The organism is Pseudodesulfovibrio sp. 7M6 (genome assembly GCF_050058625.1).
Classification (GTDB): Bacteria; Desulfobacterota; Desulfovibrionia; order Desulfovibrionales; family Desulfovibrionaceae; genus Pseudodesulfovibrio; species Pseudodesulfovibrio salinus.
Genome location: NZ_CP188816.1, coordinates 1529920 through 1554129 on the forward strand (window position 1 = coordinate 1529920; position 24210 = coordinate 1554129).

The 24210-nt window shown below is 52.1% G+C and carries 21 protein-coding genes, 1 tRNA gene and 1 other RNA gene; 14 read left to right on the forward strand and 9 right to left on the reverse strand.

Features of this window, described 5'->3' with window-relative positions; all coding sequences use genetic code 11:
- The first annotated feature begins 114 nt into the window (after positions 1–114).
- A complete protein-coding gene (locus ACI0FG_RS07245; protein ID WP_419787874.1) occupies positions 115–3702 on the forward strand; it encodes a PEP/pyruvate-binding domain-containing protein in 3588 nt (1195 codons plus the stop codon).
- 142 nt (positions 3703–3844) lie between these two features.
- Here ACI0FG_RS07245 and ACI0FG_RS07250 read toward each other — a convergent pair whose 3' ends face one another.
- Positions 3845–4228: a flagellar protein FlaG gene (locus ACI0FG_RS07250; protein ID WP_419787875.1), complete on the reverse strand. Its 384-nt coding sequence runs from the start codon at positions 4226–4228 to the stop codon at positions 3845–3847.
- A gap of 250 nt (positions 4229–4478) precedes the next feature.
- Between ACI0FG_RS07250 and ACI0FG_RS07255 the strand changes: the two genes are divergently transcribed.
- The 5 genes from ACI0FG_RS07255 (at position 4479) to ACI0FG_RS07275 (ending at position 9835) form a co-directional block, all read left to right on the forward strand.
- Positions 4479–5597 (forward strand): FapA family protein, encoded by a 1119-nt coding sequence (locus tag ACI0FG_RS07255; protein ID WP_419787876.1) that lies wholly within the window; start codon positions 4479–4481, stop codon positions 5595–5597.
- Between the two features lie 3 nt (positions 5598–5600).
- Positions 5601–6350, forward strand: a complete 750-nt coding sequence (locus tag ACI0FG_RS07260) for a motility protein A (RefSeq protein ID WP_419787877.1) — start codon at positions 5601–5603, stop codon at positions 6348–6350.
- Positions 6351–6361: 11 nt separating this feature from the next.
- Complete coding sequence (locus ACI0FG_RS07265) at positions 6362–7132, forward strand: OmpA/MotB family protein (protein ID WP_419787878.1); 771 nt, start codon at positions 6362–6364, stop codon at positions 7130–7132.
- Positions 7133–7140: 8 nt separating this feature from the next.
- Entirely contained in the window at positions 7141–7899 is a 759-nt protein-coding gene (locus ACI0FG_RS07270) for a flagellar motor protein MotB (protein WP_419787879.1), read from the forward strand.
- Positions 7900–8311: 412 nt separating this feature from the next.
- Positions 8312–9835, forward strand: a complete 1524-nt coding sequence (locus ACI0FG_RS07275; RefSeq protein WP_419787880.1) for a cytidylate kinase family protein — start codon at positions 8312–8314, stop codon at positions 9833–9835.
- A gap of 134 nt (positions 9836–9969) precedes the next feature.
- Here the strand turns inward: ACI0FG_RS07275 and ssrA are convergent.
- The 3 genes from ssrA to ACI0FG_RS07290 form a co-directional block, all read right to left on the reverse strand.
- Positions 9970–10355, reverse strand: a transfer-messenger RNA (tmRNA) gene (ssrA, locus tag ACI0FG_RS07280).
- Positions 10356–10506: 151 nt separating this feature from the next.
- Positions 10507–10583: transfer RNA gene (locus ACI0FG_RS07285), tRNA-Met, on the reverse strand.
- Positions 10584–10673: 90 nt separating this feature from the next.
- Entirely contained in the window at positions 10674–11465 is a 792-nt protein-coding gene (locus tag ACI0FG_RS07290) for an undecaprenyl-diphosphate phosphatase (protein WP_419787881.1), read from the reverse strand.
- A gap of 123 nt (positions 11466–11588) precedes the next feature.
- Here ACI0FG_RS07290 and ACI0FG_RS07295 point away from each other — a divergent pair, with 123 nt between their 5' ends.
- From ACI0FG_RS07295 to ACI0FG_RS07305, 3 genes are read left to right on the forward strand one after another with little or no spacing between them, the layout of a single operon-like run.
- Positions 11589–11771, forward strand: coding sequence for a hypothetical protein (locus tag ACI0FG_RS07295; RefSeq protein WP_419787882.1), 183 nt, complete (start codon positions 11589–11591; stop codon positions 11769–11771).
- Between the two features lie 10 nt (positions 11772–11781).
- Complete coding sequence (lptF, locus tag ACI0FG_RS07300; RefSeq protein ID WP_419787883.1) at positions 11782–12945, forward strand: LPS export ABC transporter permease LptF; 1164 nt, start codon at positions 11782–11784, stop codon at positions 12943–12945.
- Entirely contained in the window at positions 12942–14084 is a 1143-nt protein-coding gene (locus ACI0FG_RS07305) for an LptF/LptG family permease (protein WP_419787884.1), read from the forward strand. The genes lptF and ACI0FG_RS07305 overlap by 4 nt, the downstream gene beginning before the upstream one ends.
- On the opposite strand, the gene yihA is transcribed toward ACI0FG_RS07305, so the two are convergent.
- Positions 14081–14665, reverse strand: coding sequence for a ribosome biogenesis GTP-binding protein YihA/YsxC (gene yihA, locus ACI0FG_RS07310; RefSeq protein WP_419787885.1), 585 nt, complete (start codon positions 14663–14665; stop codon positions 14081–14083). The genes ACI0FG_RS07305 and yihA overlap by 4 nt on opposite strands.
- A gap of 110 nt (positions 14666–14775) precedes the next feature.
- Here yihA and ACI0FG_RS07315 point away from each other — a divergent pair, with 110 nt between their 5' ends.
- The 4 genes from ACI0FG_RS07315 to ACI0FG_RS07330 all read left to right on the forward strand — a co-directional run bounded on the left by ACI0FG_RS07315 (position 14776) and on the right by ACI0FG_RS07330 (position 18860).
- Positions 14776–15234, forward strand: a complete 459-nt coding sequence (locus ACI0FG_RS07315) for a type II 3-dehydroquinate dehydratase (protein ID WP_419787886.1) — start codon at positions 14776–14778, stop codon at positions 15232–15234.
- 30 nt (positions 15235–15264) lie between these two features.
- Positions 15265–15822 (forward strand): elongation factor P, encoded by a 558-nt coding sequence (efp, locus tag ACI0FG_RS07320; RefSeq protein WP_419787887.1) that lies wholly within the window; start codon positions 15265–15267, stop codon positions 15820–15822.
- An 84-nt stretch (positions 15823–15906) separates the two neighbouring features.
- A complete protein-coding gene (locus ACI0FG_RS07325) occupies positions 15907–18150 on the forward strand; it encodes a DNA translocase FtsK (RefSeq protein WP_419787888.1) in 2244 nt (747 codons plus the stop codon).
- Between the two features lie 44 nt (positions 18151–18194).
- Positions 18195–18860: a LolA family protein gene (locus ACI0FG_RS07330; protein WP_419787889.1), complete on the forward strand. Its 666-nt coding sequence runs from the start codon at positions 18195–18197 to the stop codon at positions 18858–18860.
- Here the strand turns inward: ACI0FG_RS07330 and ACI0FG_RS07335 are convergent.
- Positions 18857–19609 (reverse strand): pseudouridine synthase, encoded by a 753-nt coding sequence (locus tag ACI0FG_RS07335; RefSeq protein ID WP_419787890.1) that lies wholly within the window; start codon positions 19607–19609, stop codon positions 18857–18859. The two genes, ACI0FG_RS07330 and ACI0FG_RS07335, sit on opposite strands and share 4 nt — an antisense overlap.
- A gap of 35 nt (positions 19610–19644) precedes the next feature.
- On the reverse strand, positions 19645–20256 hold the full coding sequence (yedF, locus tag ACI0FG_RS07340; protein WP_419787891.1) for a sulfurtransferase-like selenium metabolism protein YedF: 612 nt from the start codon (positions 20254–20256) through the stop codon (positions 19645–19647).
- Positions 20257–20413: 157 nt separating this feature from the next.
- Here yedF and ACI0FG_RS07345 point away from each other — a divergent pair, with 157 nt between their 5' ends.
- On the forward strand, positions 20414–21076 hold the full coding sequence (locus tag ACI0FG_RS07345) for a lysophospholipid acyltransferase family protein (RefSeq protein WP_419787892.1): 663 nt from the start codon (positions 20414–20416) through the stop codon (positions 21074–21076).
- Positions 21077–21151: 75 nt separating this feature from the next.
- On the opposite strand, the gene gcvT is transcribed toward ACI0FG_RS07345, so the two are convergent.
- Positions 21152–22237 carry a glycine cleavage system aminomethyltransferase GcvT gene (gene gcvT / locus ACI0FG_RS07350; protein WP_419787893.1) on the reverse strand — a complete coding sequence of 362 codons (1086 nt, stop codon included), beginning with the start codon at positions 22235–22237 and terminating at the stop codon, positions 21152–21154.
- 23 nt (positions 22238–22260) lie between these two features.
- Positions 22261–24003 carry a hypothetical protein gene (locus tag ACI0FG_RS07355; RefSeq protein ID WP_419787894.1) on the reverse strand — a complete coding sequence of 581 codons (1743 nt, stop codon included), beginning with the start codon at positions 24001–24003 and terminating at the stop codon, positions 22261–22263.
- Positions 24004–24210: the final 207 nt, after the last annotated feature.

Below are 24210 nucleotides of genomic sequence, written 5' to 3' on the forward strand. Positions count from 1 at the left end.
GTTTGGGCTTTTAACTCGACATGTTCATTCCATAATTCAGGCCGTCACGGGCCTCGGTTGGGTAGGTGATAATAAGACCATACCATGACCGCGTGGCAGCTCCGGGAGGAAACAATGGCCAAAAATCAGAAGAAGACCGCCGAAACTGCCGATGCAGCTAAAGGCAAAGTCGCGGCAAAGACGGACACCCTTACAAACAAGCTGGTTCTGAACGGTGCCGATATCAAGAAGATCGGCGCGGAAGCGGAACTGCTGGTGGGCGGCAAGAACTACAACACCGCCATCATCAGCCAGGTAGCCGGTATTCGGGCTCCCGAATTTCGGGCCATTTCCTCCATCGCCTTCCATGTCATTCTGGATGAGACCAAGGTGAATGCCGCTGTGGTCCGTTCCATTGTGGACAAGGAATACAACAGTGTCGATTGGAAGTCCGATGAAGTAAATCAGGATTCGGATTTCCTGCAAAATTTTGTTCGGAGTGTCGGCAAGAAGATTCGCGAGCAGTCCGAAAAGCAATCGGGCACGCCCATCAAGCTGCGCACCTTTGTTAATAATGTAGTGGAAGGCTTTGCCACCTCACCGGAGGGAATCGATCAGCTCCGCAAGCGGTCCGTGCTGGTTCAGTCCGCCATTCTTTCCGTTTCCATTCCCGACGATATTGCGCGCGAAGTCAAAGGCGCTTATCTGGCAATCTGCAAGGAAGCCGGGATGGACGACGTGCCGGTGGCCGTTCGTTCCTCTGCGGCTGGTGAGGATAGCCGTAAGAAGGCCTTTGCCGGTCTCCAGGACACCTATCTCAATATCATAGGGGCCGAGGGCTGCCTGGAAGCCTATCACTGGGACTGCGCCTCCGCTTATAATCTGCGCTCCATGACGTATCGTCGTGAGGCTATTCTTGATGCCATCATCAAGGCGGAAGAGACCGGTGATGATTCCATTGCCGATAATGCCAAGAAGGAGTGGGCCATCGAGCACACTTCCCTGTCCGTCTGCCTCATGCGTATGATTAATCCGATCATATCCGGTACAGCCTTTTCCGCCGATACTGCGACCGGCTGCCGCGGCACCGAGCGAAACGATCTGGTCTCCATTGATGCCAGCTACGGTTTGGGCGAAGCGGTTGTCGGTGGTATGGTTACGCCAGATAAGTTCTATGTATTTCAGCGTGATGGCGGCCATGAGGTCGTCATTCGCTACATGGGTTGCAAGGAAAAGAAGATTGTCTACCGTGAGGACGGCAGCGGCACGCATGTTGTGAAGGTGCCGGAGAACGAGGTCACCCGCTGGGCTCTTTCCATCGCCCAGGCCGAAATGGTTGCGCAGGGTGTGCGCTCCATTTCCAAGGCATACGGCGGAATGATCATGGACACCGAGTTCTGCATCGACAAGACCGACCGTCTTTGGTTTGTTCAGGCTCGTCCCGAAACCCGGTGGAACGAAGACTTCGAGCAGCATCCGCACACCATTTTCATGCGTCGTCGCGAGGTGGACAAAAAGGCCATTGATTCGGCTGAAGTCATCCTGGAAGGCAACGGCGCATCCCGCGGCGCAGGGCAGGGCACTGTCAAGTTCCTGCGTTCCGCCCTGGAACTGAACAAAATCAATAAGGGTGATATCCTGGCGGCCGAGCGTACCGATCCGGACATGGTCCCGGGTATGCGTATCGCCTCGGCCATTCTGGCGGATGTGGGTGGCGACACCAGTCACGCCGCCATTACGTCCCGTGAATTGGGAATCCCCGCCATCATTGGTATTCAGCGTATCGAGGCCCTTCGCTCCCTCGATGGTCAGCAGGTGACTGTTGATGGTTCCCGAGGCAAGGTCTACCGCGGTGAATTGCCTCTGGTCGAGGTTGGCGGCGAGATCAACGTCGCCGAGTTGCCGAAAACCAAGACGAAAGTCGGCTTGATTCTGGCCGATGTCGGACAGGCCCTGTTCCTCTCCCGCCTGCGCAACGTGCCCGATTTCGAAATTGGCTTGCTGCGTGCGGAGTTCATGCTCGGCAACATCGGTGTCCACCCCATGGCCCTGGAAGCCTACGATAAGGATACGCTGAATGATTTGGTGGATGAGCAGCTCACCCAGATGGATGAGCGTCTGACCAAGGTCATGAAGGAGCAACTGGCCGATGGCTTGATTCGTATTCCCCTCAAGCTGCGGGAATACGTCGGCCTGGTGACCGGCATCTCCAAGCAGATGGATGCCCTGGCGGAACAGGAAGGCTCCCGGAGCACTGATGAAGTCCTCGCCATGCACCGCAAGCTGCGTGAAATGGACCACAAGCTGGATGAGCACATTGCCCTGGCTACGGAGCGTTTGGACGTGCTCAAGACCTCCATGGACCTTGAAGCCCATGTCGCGGTTGTTCTCGGTTACACTGACATGCTTGATCCCATGCCCGAAGTGCGCTCCGAGGCCTGGAAGGTGCGTCAGGAACATGAGCAGGTGGTAGCTGAGTATGTTAAGCGGCTGAAGGAAGACCCCGAAGTCACTGCTTACATAGATGAAGTGACCGAGATGCGTGAGGAAGTGGCCCTCAAGATGGGCCTGAAGTCCCAGATGGACGAGGTCGCCACGCTTCCCGATCGTATCCGCAAGCTGCTTGAATCGCGCGGCTACACCACCGGAAAAGAAAATTATATCCAGACCCTGTCCCAGGGATTGGCTTTGTTTGCCATGGCTTTTTATGGCAAGAACATTGTCTATCGGACGACGGACTTCAAGTCCAACGAGTACCGGAACCTTTTGGGCGGCTCCTTGTTCGAGGCTCATGAAGACAACCCCATGATCGGTTATCGCGGTGTTTCTCGCAATATCCACGATTGGGAGTTGGAGGCCTTCAAGCTGGCCCGGGGGATTTACGGCGGCAAGAACCTGTGCATCATGTTCCCGTTCGTACGTACTCTGGAAGAGGCCCGCAGCATGAAGCGGTATCTCAAGCAGGTGCACAATCTGGAATCCGGCAAGGACGGTCTCAAGGTTATCCTTATGGCCGAAATTCCGAGCAATGCTGTTCTGTGCAAGGAATTCCTCCAGGAAGTGGACGGCTTCTCCATCGGGTCCAACGACATGACCCAGATGGTGCTTGCTACCGACCGCGATAATGCAAGCCTCCAGCATATCTATGACGAGGAAGATCCGGCCGTGGTCTGGGCAATCCTGTCCGCCATCTTCTCCGGTCAGAAGGTAGGCAAGAAGGTAGGATTCTGCGGTCAGGGCGTCAGCAACAGCGTTATTCTTCGAGGCCTAGTCGCCATTGCCGGCATCGTATCCGCCTCTGTCGTGCCGGATACCTACTTCCAGACCAAGCTGGATATGGCCGAAGTCGAGAGCGAGAATATCGCCACTCGGGATTTGGGCAAATGGTTGAAGAAGCAGCACATGAACAATTTGTGCACGCTTCTGGAGGCCAACAGCTACGGACATATCCTGAAGAAATACAAGTCGCCCGAAGACTTCATGGAATGGTACGAAGGCGAACTTGATCGTTTCAGCGAGCAGTTGCGTGAGCACATGGAGACTCCGAAGGAGGAGTTCTACCGTCAGGAAATGCTGCAGTTCCGTTCCATGTTCCACAAGCCGGTCATCTACGCCAGCTGGGATTGGGATTACACTGTTTGGGACGCCATGCGTCACGCCGGATTTGAGACTTTTGACGAGCAGGAGGCCGCACTGGCCAAACAGCGCGAAAAGGTCTGGTAATTCGGAAAGACAATTTAAGGAATCAGGGCCCTGTCTTTAGGACAGGGCCCTTTTTTTGCGCGGTTTGGATGGGCATTACAAAGAATAAAAAAAGACCTCCCATTCGGGTGAAGGGAGGTCTTCCTTGCAGAATACTTTATGATCAGGAAACTTTTTCGAGAAAGCCGCGGTCGAGATTCTTGAGTGATTTCGACAAGCTTACCAGCTCATCACTTGGGATTTTACGAATCGTCTTGCCGCTGCCGTCCAAAATCTCCACTTGGACTGTTTGATTCTCTTCCAACACCTTGAATTTTAACTGGACGTTGTTTTTTTCAAGCCGACTTTCCATTTCGGATACAAGCTTGTTTACTGTATCCTTTGAAGGTACGGCCGCACCCGAAGGATCACTTCTATCGGACTTTCCCGAAAGAGAGGTACCCGCCGCTTGGGTTTTATCTGCTGTGTTGCTTGCCGTCTTAGCCTGCAAGGAACTCTCCGAGTGCCCTTCGTGGCTGGTCTTTATGGTGCTCTCGGGGATATTCATGGATCCCTCCCTGGTGTTACACGAATCATCCCAAACAATTTGCCCTTTACGTCTGTTTTATCGGTAACAGGTAAAGAATCTTTAGGGCCACTCAAGAAAAATTATCATCCCCACGTGGGGAGAGCGGAGGGGCGTCTCATTGACTGATATCTCAGATTGGAATACTATTACTAGTAGTTAAAACTGTTTTGACTTTGTTTGGCTATCCTGTTTTTGAACCTGCGTTCAACCTCCGCACACAAGAGGCCCAATGTCCTATTTTCTGAAACATCATTTTGATCCTGACCAGGACAGCAAGGTACCCAAGCCCAAGGAACTGGAAGACGGTAGTGTGGACCACCATGATCTCAACTTGCTGCAGAATGTTGAGGTTGGCAGTGTCCTTGCGGAGTGGGAGGATCTGGAGAATGTGGAAGGAGAGGCTGACCCCCGGTTTGTGTATGAGGACAAGGTGTTTCCGGCCGGACGGGGGACCGGGATCAGGCGCAATGATAAAAATCATCTTTTTGCCGCAGTCAACGGTAACGTGGGTTATCTGGACGGTAAGATTGTTGTTGATGAAGAAATTACCATCGTGAGAGATGTGGATTTTCATATCGGCAATGTAAATTTCATCGGCAATCTGACTGTGGGAGGAAGCGTTCGAAGCGGTTTTATGCTACAAGGCCGCGATATTGCCGTTCAGGGGCAGGTAGAAGGGGCACATATTGAAGCTCTTCGCGATTTAAGGTGCAGGGGGGGAGTGAAGGGAAGCAAGCAGGCTTTTCTTGAATCCGGCATGGATATGAAACTCTCGTTCTGTGAATATGCCACTCTCAAATCCGGCGGGGACATCATGGTCAAGGGGACCTTGATGCACAGCAATGTGTACTGCGGCAGAAGACTGGCAGTAGGCGGACGGCTGACCGGCGGAGATATTTTTTGCCATGAATACATTTATGTGGGGGAGCAGCTCGGAGGCGGTCTGGATACGGATACGAGCCTGACAGTGGGCTATGACTCCACGTTGATTTATGCGGATGCGGAGTACAATCGTCGCATAAAAAAATTATATGAGAATATCAAAAGCTATGAAAAGGTGATAACAAAGAATAAGGAATTGCGTGCCGAGATAGGCCCCAAGCTTGATGCCGCCCAGCGGGAATACGAATTGCTCAAGATGCTGAAGGCAAAGTTGTGGGAAGGGATTCACGGAACCGAACAGATTGAAAATTGCAAAATTCTCGTTCCCGGCGTTGTCAAGCCAGGGGTCGAGATAAGTATCGGTTCAGCCTATCTTAAAATAGATGACTTTTTGGAAGACGTGTATTTCTACTACGAAAACGGCGAAGTCCGCATTGGGACATCGGCCAGAAAACTAAAAAGATAACAGATGGATATTGCAACTCTCATTGGCCTTGTCGGAGCCTTTGGCCTGGTGGTCACCTCTATTATCATGGGGGGGAACGCTGCGGGTTTTATCGACATCCCTTCGGTTGTCATCGTTATTGGCGGCACCTTTGCCGTCGCCTTCGTCATGTTCCCCATGGGGGTTGTCATCGGGACCATCAAGGTTGGCCTGAAGACGCTGTTGTTCAAATCCAATGATCCGCAGGAGATAATACGGCTCATCACCAGCCTTGCGGATACTGCGCGCAAAGAAAGCCTGGTTGCGTTGGAAAAGGTCAACATTGAGGATCCGTTTCTCAAAAAAGGCGTCATGTTGGTTGTGGACGGGTCGAGCGAAGCTCTGGTCAGATCTGTAATGGAGATTGAACTGGAATTCATGAAACAGCGCCACCGTCAGGGACAGGCTGTTTTCAAAGGGATGGGAGCCATGGCCCCGGCGTTCGGCATGATTGGTACGCTGATTGGTCTGGTCAACATGCTTTCCAATCTTTCTGATCCGTCCTCCATTGGCCCGGCCATGGCCGTTGCCTTGCTGACCACTTTTTATGGAGCGATCATGGCCAACGTCGTTTTTCTTCCTTTGTCCACCAAGCTGGAAGAACGTTCCGCAGAAGACGCTCTGTTTATGCAGATCATGATCGAAGGCGTTTCTTCGCTGCAGCGGGGCGATCATCCCACCATCGTAAAGGAAAAGTTGCAGGCCTTCCTTTCGCCCGCCAGACGTGAAGAGTAGGGGATAACGGTATGGCCGATAATACGGCAGAAGAAGTCGTTCGGCGAAAGCCACCCGAGGAACCCGGAGGAGACGAAGGGCTGCCCGCATGGATGGCCACCTTTGCCGATATGATGACGTTATTGCTGTGCTTCTTTGTACTGCTGCTTTCCTTTGCCGAGCAGAGCGAGGAGAAGTACAGGGACGCCTTGGGTTCCATCAAGGGAGCATTTGGCGTTAAGGAAGTTCGGGCTATCTCCGATCAGATGGCCATGTTCAACACGAGCTCGAAGGCGACCAAAGACATGGTCGCAGACATATCCCATGATGACCGCCTCCTTTTGGGGGTTGTCATGCGTATCAAGTCCCTGATTGGGAAGATGGATGACAAGGTCAAGCAAGGGGCCGGTGTCTCAGCTGACCGTGACGGAGTGATTTTCAGCGCCAATTCTTCGGCCATGTTCAAGCCTGGGACAGCGGAACTGAAGCCGGGTGCCAGCGAAATTTTGGATAGTGTTGTCAAGGTGCTCAAGGATTACAAGTTGAATCTTGTCGTGCGGGGACATACCGACAACAGGCCTATATCAACCGAGCAGTTTCCCTCGAACTGGGAGCTTTCCGCCGCTCGTGCCGCGGTTGCTTTGGATTATATCTTGCGCAAGGGAAATATCGAAATAAGCAGGGCCAAAGCTGTCGGTTATGCGGATACGCGCCCGGCTGTTCCCAATGATTCGGATGAAAATCGCAGAGCCAATCAGCGTGTCGAGTTCTATTTGCACATGCCACAACGGGATGCATGGTAGGAGCTGCAATGGCCAAGGAAGAAGCTATAGAGCAGGAAGCCGTAGCCGGTGGACCTGCGCCAGAAGCGCCTAAGAAAGAGGAAGGCATCCCTGCATGGATGGCGACTTTCGCCGACATGGTGACGTTGTTGCTGTGCTTTTTCGTGCTGCTTCTTTCATTTACCAATACCGATGTAACCAATTTCAAGCGGATGTTGGGTTCCATTCAAGAGGCTCTGGGTGTCCAGCTTGAGGACAGCTCTGCTACCAATACTCCCTATGCTGAAACATCTTTCAAGGAACGCAGAACTGTTAAGGAACGGCGAGAAATAGTAGAACTTGGTGCTCGGCTCAAGCAGTTCATCCGAGCACATGACCTGACGAACATGGCTCGTGTCAGCAACGATAAGTCTGGCGTCATGCTTAGGTTCAGCAATATGGTCTTATTTGGCAAAGGTTCCGCCAAGCTGACTCCAATGTCGCAGAAAGCGCTCGATATCGTTATTGAAGGGATGGAGAATAAAAATTTTAATTTGATAATTCGCGGGCATACAGACGGAGCGTTGCCGGAGTCCAGCCTCTACAATTCAAACTGGGAGCTTTCAGCTGCCAGAGCCGCGACTTGCCTTCGGTACATCCTCACACACTCCAACATTCCCGCAACTCGGATGAAAGCAGTAGGTTATGCGAGTGCCAAGCCGTTATTTCCTAGCACCACTGAGGTCAATAAGCAGAAAAACCGCCGCGTGGAATTCTTTTTCCTGCCTGCTGGCCGTGGTAAGTGGTAGAGGAGTTCCATTTCTGTCCCCAAGCGAGAAAGAAACCTGTCTTGGCTTTTCATTTTTTATCTGTCCCCTTATTTCTTCTTTTAATTCAGATTGATATAACACTCGTATCCTGAGCTGTTTTTATTGTTTGGGCTTGGATGGAGCGTGCCCTTTCTCTGGATATGTAGACGATTCGCTTCTGGAATAGAATCTGCAAAAATGAAATTCAGATGATGGTGCTCACTTTGTTACCATTTGTTTTTATTGGTAAAAAGTGTTTGTTCTTGATAACAAAACCGCATTTGATTCATTTTTGATCCTTGTGGCATGTCGTTCTTGTTGCAGAGTGCAACGAGTGTGTTCTCGAGATGATATGCGTTAGGAGCCAGAATCGCGCGGCAGACCATACGTTGTGTATGGAAATGAGTGAAATATGACAGCCATTACTGTATTCAACGGTCTTTTCTGTGATTCCGATCCGGTTGTTCAAAAAGTACTCGATATAACCGGATTTCGTCTTGTAACAGATCAAGAGATCATAGCCGATGCCGCTCTTTTGTCTGGGCTGGACAAGTGTCAACTTGGCGGAGTGCTGACTGGGGGTGATCTTGCTGAAGACGGGTGGGACGCCCGGAGGAAGGCCATTCCCTGGTTACGCTACGCTGTTGCGAAAAAGCTGTCTGAAAAGCAGAATATCCTTTTTTGGGGCTACACCTCATTGTTGGTGCCGGCGGAAATTGAAAACGTTCTTCGTGTCTGCCTTGTGTCCGGTATGCGGGCCCGCGTGAGCAAAGGGATGCGACAGCATAATCTTTCCGAAGCCGAGGCCAGGGAAATGATCCAGGTGGACGATCAGGCTCGCGCGGATTGGACTGTCTCCGTTACAAACTGCAACGATCCTTGGGCTACGCCTCTGTATGACATGGAAATTCCGGTTGGCTCCACCGGAATTCGGCAGAGTGCCTACCTTGTGGTGGAACGGTTGGCGAGTGTTGCCGTTCAGGACACCATCGCTTCTCATCAGGAGATTCTGGATTTTCTTTTGGCAGAGCGGGTTGAAACAACGCTGGCGGCTCTTGGGCACGAGCTTGCCGTTTCAGTTCACAGCGGTGCTGTTCGGTTGCGGTTTGTGAACCACGATAAGACGTTTAAGATTGCTGCCAGGCAATTGATGGAGTTCGTGGCAACCTTTGAGGGCGTTCGAGATGTAGAGATAGGGCTTGGAAGCCGTTATTATCAAGGGGATATTTATGACCGCGTGCAGCATCCCGTTACCATGGTCAATCGACGTTCCCGTCTGCCTCGCTACATTATGCTGAAACCGAGTTCCCCCTGCGCGAGTGAAAGAAATGCGGAGGATGTTGAACTGGAGACCTGCATACAGTCAACGCTTCGGAACAAAGGGTATGATGTAACTGTCTTTGTTTCCGATGGCGTGACATCTGTCACCGTGGATAATCATAAAAAACTGCTGGAAGTCCTCGGGCATGGCGTTGTCGATATGGTTGCCGGCATTCGCGGCGTGGAGAGCGTGGAAATCGGTGTGGGCAAGGAGTATCATCAAGCTGCTATGTGCAGGCAGGTTCGGCGTAGAATTGCCCGCACGCTGGTTTCGGCCGAAGGGAGAGGACATCAACTCTTTTTGTCCCAAAGACTGCGCCAGCACGATACCTTTGCCCTGTATGATGTGAAGGCTGCCAGCGAGAAGGTTGGTGATGGCGAACCTCACGTAGTCGTGCTTGATATGCCCAACTTGGATGACACTGCCATGGTGCAGCAGTTCAAGCGCGACCATCCTGATACGGAGGTTCTGATTCTCGGAGGCCAGGAGATGGACCGTGAGGCCTGCATGAATCTTGGGGCGTTTGCCTATTTGCATAAGCCTGTCGATACGGCCCTTCTTAACCATACCATCCAGGCCGCCAACGAGAAGAATAGATCCTACCAGTCGGCCTAGTTCGTAAGCTCAACTCTTATACTCGCCTGAGCCATTTGCAGGGCCAGGAGAGGGCGGCTGAACCGAAACGCAAAAACGCCTTACATATCCTCTTACTAAAGGGATGGATATGTAAGGCGTTGTTTTACTTTGGTTGGTGGAGGCGGGGGGAGTCGAACCCCCGTCCGAGAACGATCCGCGAAAGCTTCTACAGGCTTAGGTCCGGAATCATATTTCGCAAGGCGGGTTGCTCCGGGCCAAACGGCCGCCATGCTAGTTCTTACTAAGTTCTCGCAGCGAAGGTGAAGAACAAACCTTCACTGCCAGCCTTATGAGTTGACGATCCTATACGCTTATAAGGCGTCGGCGGTAGAATCGTGACGGGCTATGCCGTCAAGGTGCAACTCTGCAACTAGGCAGCCATTGCGTATTCGTAATTGTCGTTGGCAATTATCTTTTAGTCGATTTTTTACGAGGCCATCGACCAACCTCGGCCTGCGACTTCGGCTTCAACTATCCCCGTCGAAACCAGTGCGCCCCCATGTCAAAGAACTGTTGCTTCTAATATATGTTCGAACACCGGATTGGCAACTTCTAATTTCGTTTTAATTTTGAGGCCCTCCGTGCTCGGGAGAAGGGAGACAAAACAAAGAAACCCGCAACATGCAGTGTTGCGGGTTTCAATTTCGTTCTGGTAGCGAGGAGAGGACTTGAACCTCCGACTCTGCGGATATGAGCCGCATGCTCTGACCAACTGAGCTACCTCGCCATTTGTGCGCCGAAGCGGAAACAGTACTTAGACTGTCTTTCCCGTCTTGGCAAGAGGAAAAAGCCAGAAAAGGGAATTTTCTGAAATTGTTTACAAAAACAAAAGAATGATCGGTGTTAATATGAGACGATAGATAGCGAAAGGGCGCAGGGTCAGGCGTCCAAGCAGGAAAATAAAACCTTTGACCGCTATCCAGGCGGAAATGAAGGAGACCAAAAATCCCAGCGCCAGGAAGAGCAGATCGTCTAGCACGAACAGATGGTAGTTCTTGAGGAAGTCATACCCTGTTGCCGCAAACATTATCGGCACGGCCGCGATAAACGAATACTCGGCGGCTACGGTGCGCTTTACCCCCAGGAGCATTCCCCCCATAATGGTGGATGCGGAACGGGAGAACCCCGGCCAGAGGGCGAGGCATTGGAAGAACCCGACGCCAAGAGCCTGTTTTGGCGTTAGCTCATCCAGTGTTTGAGTCCTGTTGCTTTTGGGCAACCCTTCCACCACAAAGATCATGACCGCGCCGACCGCCAGTGCCCAGGCTACCGTGGTCGGGCTGAACAGGTATTCTTTGATATAGTGATGTGTTGCCAATCCAAGAAGAGAGGCGGGCAGGGAGGTGAGGAAAAGAAGCCACAGGCCACGGAATCCTGAGAAACGTTGTCCGGCTGCAGGGCGGATCAGTCCGATGAAACGTCGCCAGTACAATGCGACAACAGCAAGAATGGCACCGAGTTGGATGACGATTTCAAAAGTTTCGGCCTTGGGGCCGGTAAACCCCAATAAATGGCCTGTGATGATGAGGTGGCCAGTGCTCGACACGGGAAGAAATTCGGTCAGTCCCTCGACAATGCCGAGAATAATCGCCACATACCAGGATGCCATGCTTTCCTCACTGTTGATGTGAAAATCTAGATTTCCAAGGGCCTAGCCCAAGTAGACGTTCCTTGCAACCCCTCAGAAGGTGGTGTATTTCCGTACTGATCCGTAACTAGCATGGAGGGATGCATGGCAACCATATTGCCCCAGAGCGAGCTGACCCGAAAGGCCGTGGCCTGGGTTTGCGAGAAACGGGAAGAAGGGGACACACGTCCGCTGCCCGTGCTTCTTGAGGACGCTGGCGTCCGTTTCAACCTCAGCCCCAAGGATGTTGAGTTCTTAATGCGATTCTTTAAAGATAAACAGGATTAGTTCGCCTGTCGTGAAAATTCTCCATCGCCAGATATTCATGGAGCTGCTCAGGCTCTTCGGGCTTGTCGTAGCTTGCCTGCTTGGGCTTATACTCATTGGCCGGATGCTCCAGCTGCGTAGTCTGTTTTTGTCTCAGGACATAGGCTTCTTCAACATTCTTCAGTTGTTTTTCTTCCTGACGCCTTTTTTCCTTTTACTCATTACGCCAATAGCCACCATGCTCAGTGTTTTTCTGACGTTCCTGCGCATGAGTACTGATAATGAGCTGACAGCCTTGAAGGCAAACGGAGTCAGCCTTTATCGGATGCTACCGGCTCCAGCCGCGTTTTGTATCTTATGCATGTTGTTCACATTCTTTATTTCGTTCTGGGGACTGGCCTGGGGCATGAACATGTTCAAAACGAAAATTTATGAGTTTGCCCGGACCAACTCCAAGTTTGCCCTGCAACCAGGGGTATTCAACAAAGAATTCCCAGGTCTTACCTTCTACGCCCACCAAGTTGATAACGAAAAGGGGCTGCTCAAGTTTGCCTTTGTTCGAGATGAGTCAATGAAGGGAACATCGGTGATAGTCGTAGCGCCGGAGGCGCACATTGAATCGCGGCCGGATGTTTCCGAGGTTCGGATCCGATTCGACCATGGAAAGATTTTTCGGCAGAGCGGCGACGAATTGAATGTTCTTCGTTTCGGATCGTATACCGTGCGTCTTGATTTGGGGAAGCTGCTGGGGGGATTTACCTTTGAAGATAAAGCCAAGGATATGCCTTTCTCCCGTTTGAGCGCTATTCGTAAGGACCCTACTCTTGCTCCGGATCAGAGCCCTCGTTTCCTGCGCAAGGTGGAGACCGAGTACTTCAAGCGGCTGACGCTACCGCTCGGTTGTGTTATTCTAGGTCTCTTTGCAATTCCAATCGCCCATGCCTTCCGCGGGTTGAAGCAACAGTATGGCCTGCTTCTGTCCATGGGGCTTTTTCTCGTTTATTACAGCATGTTTTCAATCGGTGTCAGCATGGGGGAAAGCGGGGCCATCCCGCCAATTTATGGGCTATGGGCCCCCAATATGCTGTACGTGTTGATTGCGGCGATCGGGATCAAGTTTGCCAATGAAGAGCGCACGTTGCCGATCGTTGACTGGATACAGCATCTCAAGAGCAGACTGGAGGCCGATGCATGATTCGCATCCCTGGACTCGGTGTGCTCAGCCGGTATCTCATACGGCAGAATCTCTTTCTCATGGCCATTTGCCTGCTTGCGGGAACCTCTCTGTACCTGCTTTCGGATGTTTTTGACCGACTGGACGACTTCATCCGGGCTGGTCTTGGCGTGCAGACGATCCTATTCTATTTCTTCGTCAAGATTCCCTTGATCGTCTCACAGCTATTGCCTGCAATTTTTCTGCTGGCCATGGTAGTTCAGCTTGGCGTGCTGACCAGAAGCAAGGAGATGCTGGCGCTTCGAGCAGGGGGTGTCTCCTTTGGCTGGTTTATCCGTTTCTTCCTCATATATGCTCTGGTGTGGAGCTGTGGGCAGCTGGTTTTCTCCCAGTTTCTCGGAGTCTTTGGAGAGCATGAGGCCAATCGGATCTGGAAAGAGGACGTTCGAAAAAAACAGTTGGATGAGTTGTCCATAGACAACCTGTGGTTTCGTGACGGACCGTTTATCGTTCGGGCGGAGAAGGCCTATCCGGCGCAAAGCCGTGCAATCGGGATTACCGTCTATGAATTTGCGATGGACAATCAGGAACTTATCCGTATTTTGACAGCTAAAAAGGCCCTTATTGACGACAACGGATGGGGATTGCTTGAAGTGCATGAACTGGACACGCGAAGTTTTATTTCGGTGGACAGAACCTCACAGTTCCTTTCGGTGCGGCAAAACCTTCAGGCGTATGCTGCGGTGGAGTTGCAGGGGGATAAAGCAGATTTGCCGCTGAACGAGTTGTCGAAGGTCATAGACAAATTGGAGGAGTCCGGCTCCAATGTGGAGATTTTGCGTACAGCATGGCATGGTAAACTTTCCTATGCCTTCTCCATTGCGGTGATGGCCATGCTGGCCTTGTGCCTGATCTCGTGGTCGGAGAACGTTTACGCCAATATAGGGTTTTCCCTGGTGCTGATCTTCGTCCAATATGGCATGCACGCCGTAGGCGCCACTGCCGGAGAAAAGGGGGTATTGCCCCCCATTCTGGCAGCTTGGTTGGGTAATCTCGTTATGGGCAGTGTCGCGTTGCTGCGGCTGGCCTGGATTGCCTTGCCGGGGTTTCAGAGTACTATCAGGGGGTGGCTCGGCGGACTCAGGATCGTTCGTTCCTAGTCTCTTGTCGCATACTCGGTCAGTATATCCCACAGTTTGGCTTGGCCCATTCCCGTTTTGCTTGAGAAGAAGAGTGGGGCGCGGTCGATTTGCAGAATGTCTTTCCACTGTTGCTGTACCTTGGCTCGTTCCCGCTGTTTGGGTTTGTCGGCTTTGGTCAGTACCGGAATGATCGGAATGGAGAGGCGGCGGAGGTACGACGTCAGTTCCAGGTCGAGCTTTTGGGGGGCAAGCCGGGAATCGAGCAGCACGGCAACGCCACGGAGCATGGTGTTGTCGGCAATGTATGCTTCGATGAGCTTGGCCCATTTCTCCCGTTCGGCTTTGGAGCATTTTGCGTAGCCGTAGCCGGGCAGGTCAACCAGATAGTAATCGTCCGGGGTTACGTGGTAATAATTGAGGCTGCGCGTCTTTCCGGGCTTGGAACTGATTTTTGCCAAGGCCTTGCGATCTGCCAGGCAGTTCACCAGGGAAGACTTGCCTACGTTGGAACGCCCGGCCAGGGCGATCTGCGGGGCTTCTATTGATTCAAGCTGCTTGATTTCGTATATTGTTTTGATTAACTCAATGGATCGGGTCATCGTGAACGTCCCTACGGGGTTTTACGTGATTGGGAATCGTTAATGTCTCCTGATTGAGCCGGTTCCGTCAAGAGCGGACCACAACGTTGGCAAAAACCGAGGGAATCACCATGGGTAAATGCAGAATCCTAGTTCTTAACGGTCCGAATCTGGGGCATATCGGCAAGCGCCAGCCTGAAATCTATGGCTCGTTGACCATGGATGACCTGCCGGAAATGCTCACCAGGATCATGGGTGAAAATGCTCAGGATATTGAGTTGGTGCATTTTCAGTCAAACTCCGAGGGTGGGTTGATCGATCGGCTGGAGCTGGCCCGGGAAGAGAAGATTGACGGCGTTGTTTTCAATGCCGGAGCGTATACCCATACCAGTCTGGCGCTGGCCGATTGTATTGCGTGGATTGGCATTCCCTGCGTCGAGGTTCACATCAGCAACATATGGGCGCGTACAGATCAGCCGTTGCGGCAGAAGTCCCTGATGGGCGAGCGATGCGTCGGTGTGATTGCCGGATTCGGCGTTATGAGCTATGCCCTTGCTGTTCAGGCGCTGCACGCGCATTTGCATAGATAAGTCACCTATAACATTTTTTTCGGAGAGAATATGATCTCGACCAAGGATTTCAGGACAGGCCTGAAGATCGAAATTGACGGGAAACCGTTTGAAATTGTTGAATTTCAGCATTTTAAGCCCGGTAAGGGTGGGGCCATGGTCCGCACCAAGCTGCGCCAGCTGAAGACCGGTCAGGTCCTGGACAAGACGTTCCGGTCCGGTGAAAAGGTCGACAAGCCGGATATGGCAGCTACCGAGATGCAGTATATTTATAAGGAAGGCCAGGATTTCGTTTTCATGGACCTGGAGACCTACGAGCAAATGCAGGTTCCCGCCGAGAATGTGGGCACTGCTGGCGGCTTCATTAAGGAAGGCGACACCGTCAAGGTTCTGCTCTATAATGGTGAGCTCATTGGAGTGGATCTGCCTGCCAACGTTACCCTGAAGGTAACGCAGACCGATCCAGGCATCCAGGGCGACCGCGTCAGCAACGCGACCAAGCCTGCCACGATGGAGACCGGACTGCAGGTCAACGTCCCCCTGTTTGTAAACGAAGGGGATGTAATCAAGGTCGACACCCGTAGCGGCGAGTATCTGGGACGCGAGTAGGCGACTTGCAACTTGCCAGCAAAATTGCGTAAAAAGGTCGTGGGCAGCGAACCGCCCACGACCTTTTTTTCTTGAGGATTGAACATGGCTCGACAGCAAGCAACGGTGAAGAAGCCCGTCAAGAAAGGACGTCGACGGGAAGTTCTTGGACTCTTTTATCTTTTTTTCGGGGTATTTCTTTTCCTGAGCCTTGTTTCGTTTAGTGCCAAAGACCCGAGCTTCAACCAATCCGTCAGCGGCTGGAAGGTGCACAATGTAGTTGGTGTGGCCGGGGCCTATTCCGCAGGCTTATTGGTGGAATGTTTTGGCCTGGGTGCCATGGTTTGGCCTTTTTATTTCTTTTATTTGGGGCTTTCCCGTTTTTTATCCCGAATCAATATTTCCAAGGTTCGCTGGGTCGGATTGATCGGCTTGTATGTGGCCTTTGAGGCCTGGAGCCAGCACCCGTGGTTTTTCGATGTCCCGCCTGACAGCTACGGCCTTATTGGCGGCGGCTATCTGGGAAGGGACATCATCTCCCATTATACCTTGCCGTATCTGCGCCCGGCCGGTTCTTTCCTCCTTTGGACCTTCGTGACTATCGTTTCTGTCCAGATGGTTGTCGGATTTACCTGGCGTTCCGTCTGGGAATTCTTGCTGGATAAGTTCACGGTGCTGCGAGAGGTAGCAGCCGAGAAGCAAGCCCACAACCTTCAACGTAGAGAGGAAAAACGGGCCAAACGCGTCGCGGAGCGAGGCGAGGATCCTGAAGAAGAGGAACCGTTCGATATCCAGTTTATCAATCTGGAAGAAGGGGACGAGCCGACCAAGTCCCAGCCAAAGCCTGTGGAAAAAACGGCCAAGGCCAAGTCGAAACCTGCCGTGGCCGCACCTTCTCCCGCAAAATCCATGGGCACAGGGGAGCTGCCGGGAACGGATCTGCTTACAGCCCCACCTGCGCAGCAGTCGTCACAGACGGATTCCATATTGCAGCCCATGGCAGACCGGCTTAAGGAATGCCTTAATGATTTCAACGTACAGGGCGAGATTCAGTGCGTGGTGCCAGGGCCTGTGGTTACCATGTTCGAGTTCAAGCCTGCTCCCGGCATCAAGGTCAGTCGTATCGAGAATTTGACGGATGACATAGCCTTGGCCCTGAGAGCCGAATCTGTCCGTATTGAGGCTCCCATTCCCGGCAAGGACAGTGTCGGCATTGAAATCCCCAACATCAAGCGGGAAACTGTTTATTTGCGTGAAGTCCTGGAATCCAAAGAATTTACCAGTAGCGAGTCGCCGCTGACATTGGCGCTTGGCAAAGACATTCAGGGTGCCACGCGTGTGGCCAATCTGGCAAAGATGCCGCACCTGCTTGTTGCCGGTGCTACAGGCGCAGGCAAATCCGTAGGAATTAACGGCTTTTTGCTCAGTCTGCTCTACAAGGCCGGACCGGACAAGGTAAAGTTGCTCCTGGTTGATCCGAAGCGGATTGAACTGGCACCGTATGCCTCCTTACCGCATCTGGTGCATCCTGTTGTTACTGAAATGAATCTGGCCAAGAACGCTTTGGACTGGGCCGTTTTCGAGATGGACTGCCGCTATCAGAAGATGGCCAAGCTCGGTGTACGCAATATTGAAGGGTACAACGAAAAGCTGAAAAAAATGGGCGACAATATTCCCGAGGAGTTCGAGAACATGAAGCCCATGCCGTATCTGGTTATCATCATCGATGAGTTGGCGGATTTGATGATGACGGCAGCCAAGGAAGTCGAACAGGGGATTGTTCGTCTTGCCCAGCTGGCCCGTGCGGCAGGAATCCATATGATTCTTGCCACCCAGCGGCCAAGCGTTGATGTTGTCACCGGGTTGATCAAGGCCAACTTTCCGACCCGTATTTCCTTCTTCGTAACCTCCAAGTTCGATTCTCGTACCATTCTTGATTCCGTAGGCGCTGAACGTCTGCTCGGTAAGGGCGACATGCTTTTCAAACCAAGCGGCGGCAAACTCAAGCGCATGCATGGCGCATTTGTCGATGAGGCGGAAATCGCCAGAGTGGTCGAGTTTTGGAAAGAGCACCAGCCGCAGGAGTTTGAACTGGACTTTACGGATTGGAAAAAGGATGTGGCTGGCTTGGATGATGGTTCCGGCATGGTGCCGGCCTCTGACGATCCTGTCTATGATGAGGCGGTACAGTTTGTGCTGAGCCAGGGCAAGGCTTCCATTTCTCTTTTGCAACGACGGTTCCGCATCGGTTTCAACAGGGCGGCCCGGTATATTGAACAGATGGAAATGGAAGGGATGCTGGGTCCGCAGGACGGCAGTAAGCCTAGACAAGTTATTAAGCCTGAATGATTGGAGAAAGTATGATTTTTCGTGTTAAGTTTGGGAGTTTGTTCTTGGCCCTTTGCCTTGTTGTCACCAATGCTTTTGCTGCGGAAGCTCCCAAGATCGCGCCGGAGGAACTGCCGGACCTCATTCAGAAAAGATACGAAACATTGCACACATTCCGCGCAGATTTTGTGCAAAGATTGACCAACGTGGCCAGTGGAGACGTGGAAACCCGCAAAGGCACTATCTGGTTCAAGCAACCGTCGCAGGTTCGATGGGAGACGACTCAGCCGGAAAAAGAGCTGCTGGTCGTTGGGCCGGAGCACGCCTGGGATTATATCGAAGACGAAAAGCTGGCCATCAAGTATAGTGTGGCAGGGCTGTTGGATTCCAAGACTATACTTCGTTTCATTTCCGGCCGGGCCAATCTCAAGGACGATTTTATCGTCAAGACGGAGTGGCAGGGGGCTGATCAGGTCCGGGCCAGATGGGGCAAGGAGTGTGAGGTCATCCAATTGGTGCCTAAGGAAGCGGAACCGGGCATGGTTCTCGCGTATATCGGCGTGGAACCACAAACCGGACTTTTGCGTCAGATAATGATCGTGGACTTTTACGGCAACGGGAATGAGGTTCAGCTTTCAAAGATTGAGTTGAATCCTGATCTCCCGCAATCCATGTTCGACTTTACGCCTCCGCAGGATGCCCATGTTGAAGACAACACTCAGGGCTTTTAACCCAGTCCGACCGCTTTATTGAGGGCTACGAGTTCTTCGTTTGTAAGTTCCCGCCATTGTCCTCGTTTCAGGTTGCCGAGCTTGATCGGGCCTTGGCGCACGCGGGCCAGTCGCAGAATGGTTAAATCAAACTTCTGACACATGCGGCGAATTTGCCTGTTGATCCCCTGAATAAGAGTAATCTCGAGAGTTTGAGTCCCGGCGACAGGCTTCTTGGCAATAACCTTTGCAGAGGCGAGTCTGGTGCCGTCCTCCAGGGTCATGCCCGTGCGTATGGTTTCGATGGCCTGGCGCGGGACGGAACCACGGATGGTGACTTCGTAAACTTTGGGCAGATGCCATTTGGGATGGGTGAGGCGATGGCACAAGTCTCCATCGGTAGTCAGCAACAGAAGGCCCTCTGAGTAGAAATCCAGCCTGCCGACGGGGAATGGCCGCAGTTTTAGTATTTCCTTCGGAAGTAAATCCAGGACTGTTTGTCGTCCCTGTGGATCCTTTGCGGTGGTAACCGTCTCTATGGGCTTGTGCAGCATGAGGGTCACGGCATCGGAACCCGTCGGAGCGGATACGGCCTTGCCGTTTACGAGAACGGTGTCGCGTGTCGGATCTACCTTCACGCCGGGGGACTCGGCTTTGACGCCATTGACCGTAACTCGTCCCGAAAAGACGAGGTCGTCCGCCCCCCGGCGGGAAGCAATACCGCTTTGGGCAAGGAATTTATTCAGTCTGATCAGTTCACTGTCGCTCAAGGAGAAACCTCTCAGGGAAGGAGTCCCTCCCGATGTTAAACACGTACGACCTTGCTCGCCAGCTGGAAGCTGGTAACGATATCAAGCATGTTGGTCACTTCACCAACGCCGTTTTGCCCTGAAAGACGGAAGAATTCAAGACAGGTCCCGCAAACCAGAATGGACACGCCTGCCTTTTCCAATTCCTTCAGTGGTTCCAGGCAAGGGTGTCCCTCAACGCTCAGTTTGACGCCGCCGTTCAGCATGACGATACGCCACAGATCTTCCCCCATCTCTTTCAGGGTGAGCAGAAAATTGAGCATGAGTTTGCTGCCCAATTCGTCATCGCCAGAGCCGACAACGTCGGTACCGAGGAAAACCAGGATTTTTTGGCCGTCTTGGGTCGCAACGGTTGTGGGGGCCGCGGTTACGCCAGCAGGTTTTGCGTCATTATTTTTTATGCCGGTGATTTTGTATATGGGACCATCGCCTTCGCTTGTGCAGCTATATCCCTGCAAGGTCATGAAGCGTGTGACGTTCTCTTTGGCCGCATCGTTGTCGACGGTGACAATAATGCGCTCGGGACCACCTTCTTCAATGGTTTTCTTGCATTGCAGAACGGGTTGGGGGCAGGGAAGTCCCTGACAATCGAGACTGACTTCTGACATGAGTTCTCTCCTTGTAGAATGCGCTTTGAGGCAAAATTCGAATCGGCTGGATCATACGGTATAGCGTGTGCCCCATGCAAGGCATAGCTTTTCTTGATCTCAGCCTGTGCAAGGGGCTTGCCCTGGATTTGATGTGCCGTTATGAAGATGAAAACCTATGAAAATACCTTTTGATCCCATAAAATTGACGCCGTTTGTCGCCGTACTGCTCAAGAGCTGGTCGCGTTCCATTCGTTTTCAATTACATGAAGAGGGGAATCCACTGGAAGCTCTTAGCTCAGGGGATGAACCAATGATAATGGCATTATGGCACGGGGAATTATTTCCAGCCATCGCTTTTGGTCATACCATTAATGTCAGGCCTGTGACCTTCGTCAGTCAGAGTAAGGATGGTGAGTTCATCGCCAGAGTTCTTGAAAAAATGGGACATGTGACGGTGCGGGGCTCAAGCACGCGCGGTGGAGTCAAGGCCCTGTTGCAGGCGAAACGGATCATGGAACGGGACCATCGCAGAGCCGTGTTTACCATAGACGGTCCCAAGGGGCCCCGTCATAAATCCAAGGATGGAGTGATCTTTTTGGCACAACGGGCAAGAGCCAAAATTGTTCCGCTTAGGGTTTTTCCAAAGTGGCGCAAAATCTTTGAAAAGTCTTGGGACCGTTTCATACTGCCTTCCCCCTTTACTCCATGTCCGGTTTATCTCGGCGAACCTATGCAGGTGACCGAGGAGAAGCTTACACCGGATGTTATAGCCAGGGAACGTAAACGGCTGGAAGAGCGGATGCTTGCACTCGGGAAGGAAAATTCTAGAGAATTTTAGTTTTAAAATCAGTTTGCTAGAAAAAAAAGCGAGGGGCACGATCTGGCCCCTCGCTTTTCTTTCTTGATCTTTCTGTTAGTCTAACTTCTTTCTGGCGGTTCCTTCCTTGTAGAAGGGCAGAGATACCTTCTGCGCTTCCACATCGGCACGTGCCGTGCGGATGAGGAATGTTTCGGTATCGGCATCGGCCGCATCCACGTAAGCCAAAGCTATGCAGTGGCCCAGACTGGGAGCAAACGAACCGCTGGTGATCATGCCGGTTTCCTTGCCGGAGGGCAGCAGTACCTTGTCATTGTGGCGCGCCGTGCGGCGGCCCTCAATGGTCAGCGGGATCAAGGTCTGCTCCACCTTGCCCAGCCCGGATTTGCCGATGTAGTCGGTTTCCTTTTTCAGGAAGAATCCGGCACCCGCTTCGACAGGGGTGTGATCGGTGTCGAGATCCTGACCATAGAGCGGGTATCCGATCTCAAGGCGCAATGTATCTCGAGCGCCCAGTCCTACAGGTACGACGCGTTCGTCCGCAGCTAGTTTTTCCCAAACCTCCAAGGCTTTGTCCGCCGGGAGGTAGAGTTCATATCCCAATTCGCCGGTGTAGCCCGTCCGACTGACTATCATGGAATAACCAAGAGCATCGGTAGAGGTGAAATTGAAGTATTTCAGATGATTCCAGTTATCTCCCAGCAAAGCCTCGATCACGGCCAGACTTTCGGGTCCCTGTACGTCGATTTTGCCTGTTTCGTCGCTGATGTCGGTAAAGGTAAGTGAATCCGGGATATTGGATTTGATATGGGCAAAGTCGCCATCGCGGCAGGCCCCGTTGACCACGAGCATATATTCATCTTCGGCAAGGCAGTAGACAATGAGATCGTCGTTGATGCCGCCTTGTTCATTGAGCAGGAAGCCATAGCGGCATTTCCCCTCCCCAAGGGTGTTCAGATCATGGCTGACCACTTTGTTCAGGGCATCCTTTGCCCCCGGGCCGGAAAGGCTGAATTCTCCCATGTGGCAGATATCGAAGATTCCGCATTTGGTGCGTGTGTGTTTGTGCTCAGCTATTATGCCCTGATACTGCACAGGCATGTCGAATCCGGCGAACGGAGCCATTTTGGCCCCGTTTTCGCGGTGCCAGCCGGTGAGAGGGGTTGTGGCGAGAGTGTCCAAAGTATCCTCCTTGTGAATTGTTGTCAGTTTGAACCCAGCGTAGTGGTGCCGGAAAGGCGGGACTTCCGGATGGAGCGGAATTCCTCAAGCAGTGTGACGAGCCGGTGGTAGAGCTTGCGAATTTCCTGTCCGTATGGAGACAGGGTGTCTTTGTTCACGTCCACGTACTTGCGCCGCAGGTACGAGTCCGAGGTGACGTCGTTTCCAATGATCAGAACTTTTGCCACCAGCTTATCGAAATAGTTTACGATCTCAAATTTTAGTTCACTGAGAATGTCGGTCATGAGCTCAAGCATGCGCAGGTAGGAAATCGGTTCTCCCTTATATTTACGGTAACGCAGGTCTTCCAGAATACGGACTTTGCGTGCCTGTTGAATCTGGCCATAGCGGGACCAGACCTCCTGGTGCAGCTCGTAGTGCTCATTGAATACGTCGTAGTTATCGGGAGAGAGCAGGTATCCATCCAGCACGCGAACGATTTGTGAATAGTACTCATCCGAGTAGTCGACGATGCGGTGCATGTGTTTGGAAAGCCACATGTAGAGCGCCTTGAGTCGCTTCTCGTGGGTGGTCGTGTCCGTGATGATTTCCGTGCGTTTGTAATTCACGGGAATGCGATACTCACCCCGCACGATGTCATTGAGGCGCAGGATCATGTTATGAATGTTCTGGATGATATTCAGATTGTCCAGGATGCGGCCGGTGAGAGGGTGGATGACTTCTTGCCTAAGAACCGAGAGCGCACGATCTTCCCGAACGTTTTTGGGGCTATACTCATGCTGCTGATAGATGACCCGCAGGATGACGACGCGCTTGTTTACGTCAACAAAAAATCCGTGATCCTTAAGAAAATCGATAGTATCGGTCTGGTTCTCATTGACCTGGACCAGTGCGATCTTTTCCACGCGCGGATATTTCTTGAGCCTTCTTGGAGCATTTTCCGGCGGAGACATCAGCGTGGTGATTGTTCTGTCGCTTTGCCCCAGCACTCGGACTATAAACCGTTCTCCGCGCCGCAACAGTCGAATGGCGAACATCGCTGAGGAGGTCCTGCGTTCTGAAACGATCGGAAAACCGTACAGTTCCATCATGAATTGATAGACGAACAGGCGGTTGCATTCGTAGAGCAAGTTGTTGCCTGGCCGGAATTTACCGATCTTGAGGCCGAACTGTTTGAGTTCACTGTCCAGGTTGGAAGGCAGGGAGGCGTAAATGCCCTGCAGGGCAAAATGGCCGGTACCGTCATGTGCCAGAATATGCGCTCGTTCCAACTCCAGCAGGTAAGGGAGAAGGTCGGCATAGTATTCCATGGAGGAAAGGTTCTTTGCTTCAAAGGCCTTGAGGAAGTCGGCATGGTGCCGTTTGGGCAAACGGCTTTGAAATGTGCGAACGTTGGCTGTGGCCGCGTTTTCCTCAAGAGCGTTGCACATATCCTCGCTCATGGGGTCCCAGTCACCAGGGGAATTCAGCGCATCGTATTGAAAAACTTCCTGGAATGAATTGAGCGGTCTTTCGAAGGCGACCATACTGAAGCCCGGCAGGCTTTTATACTCATACAGATCGACTTCGAAGGAGGGGAGAAGTTCACGCGCACCTACCAAGGGGTAGTCTTCCACCTCGAAATAGGGTTTGAGCAGGCAGTATTTGATATGGACGAGGTCAAGGAAACGCTTGAGATTTTCAAGATTTCCCATTTCAGTATTCTGAAATGTTTCACTTGATATCTCAGCCTGTTCAGGTAGTTGACTAAAGGCTTTCTCCCACATCGTCTGTGTCCATGATCACGTGATGATTGCGCTCTTGTGCGCTTGATTTCCTATCAGACTATACTATCCACATCTTGGCAGGATTTCAACGAAATTACCATGATATTTGTCTATATCATTTGAGAGTTTCCGCTGCGGGACAGTATGATGGAGAAAAGGGCTTTCCTCATGAAATAATGGGTTCGAATAATTGACATAATGGTAAAG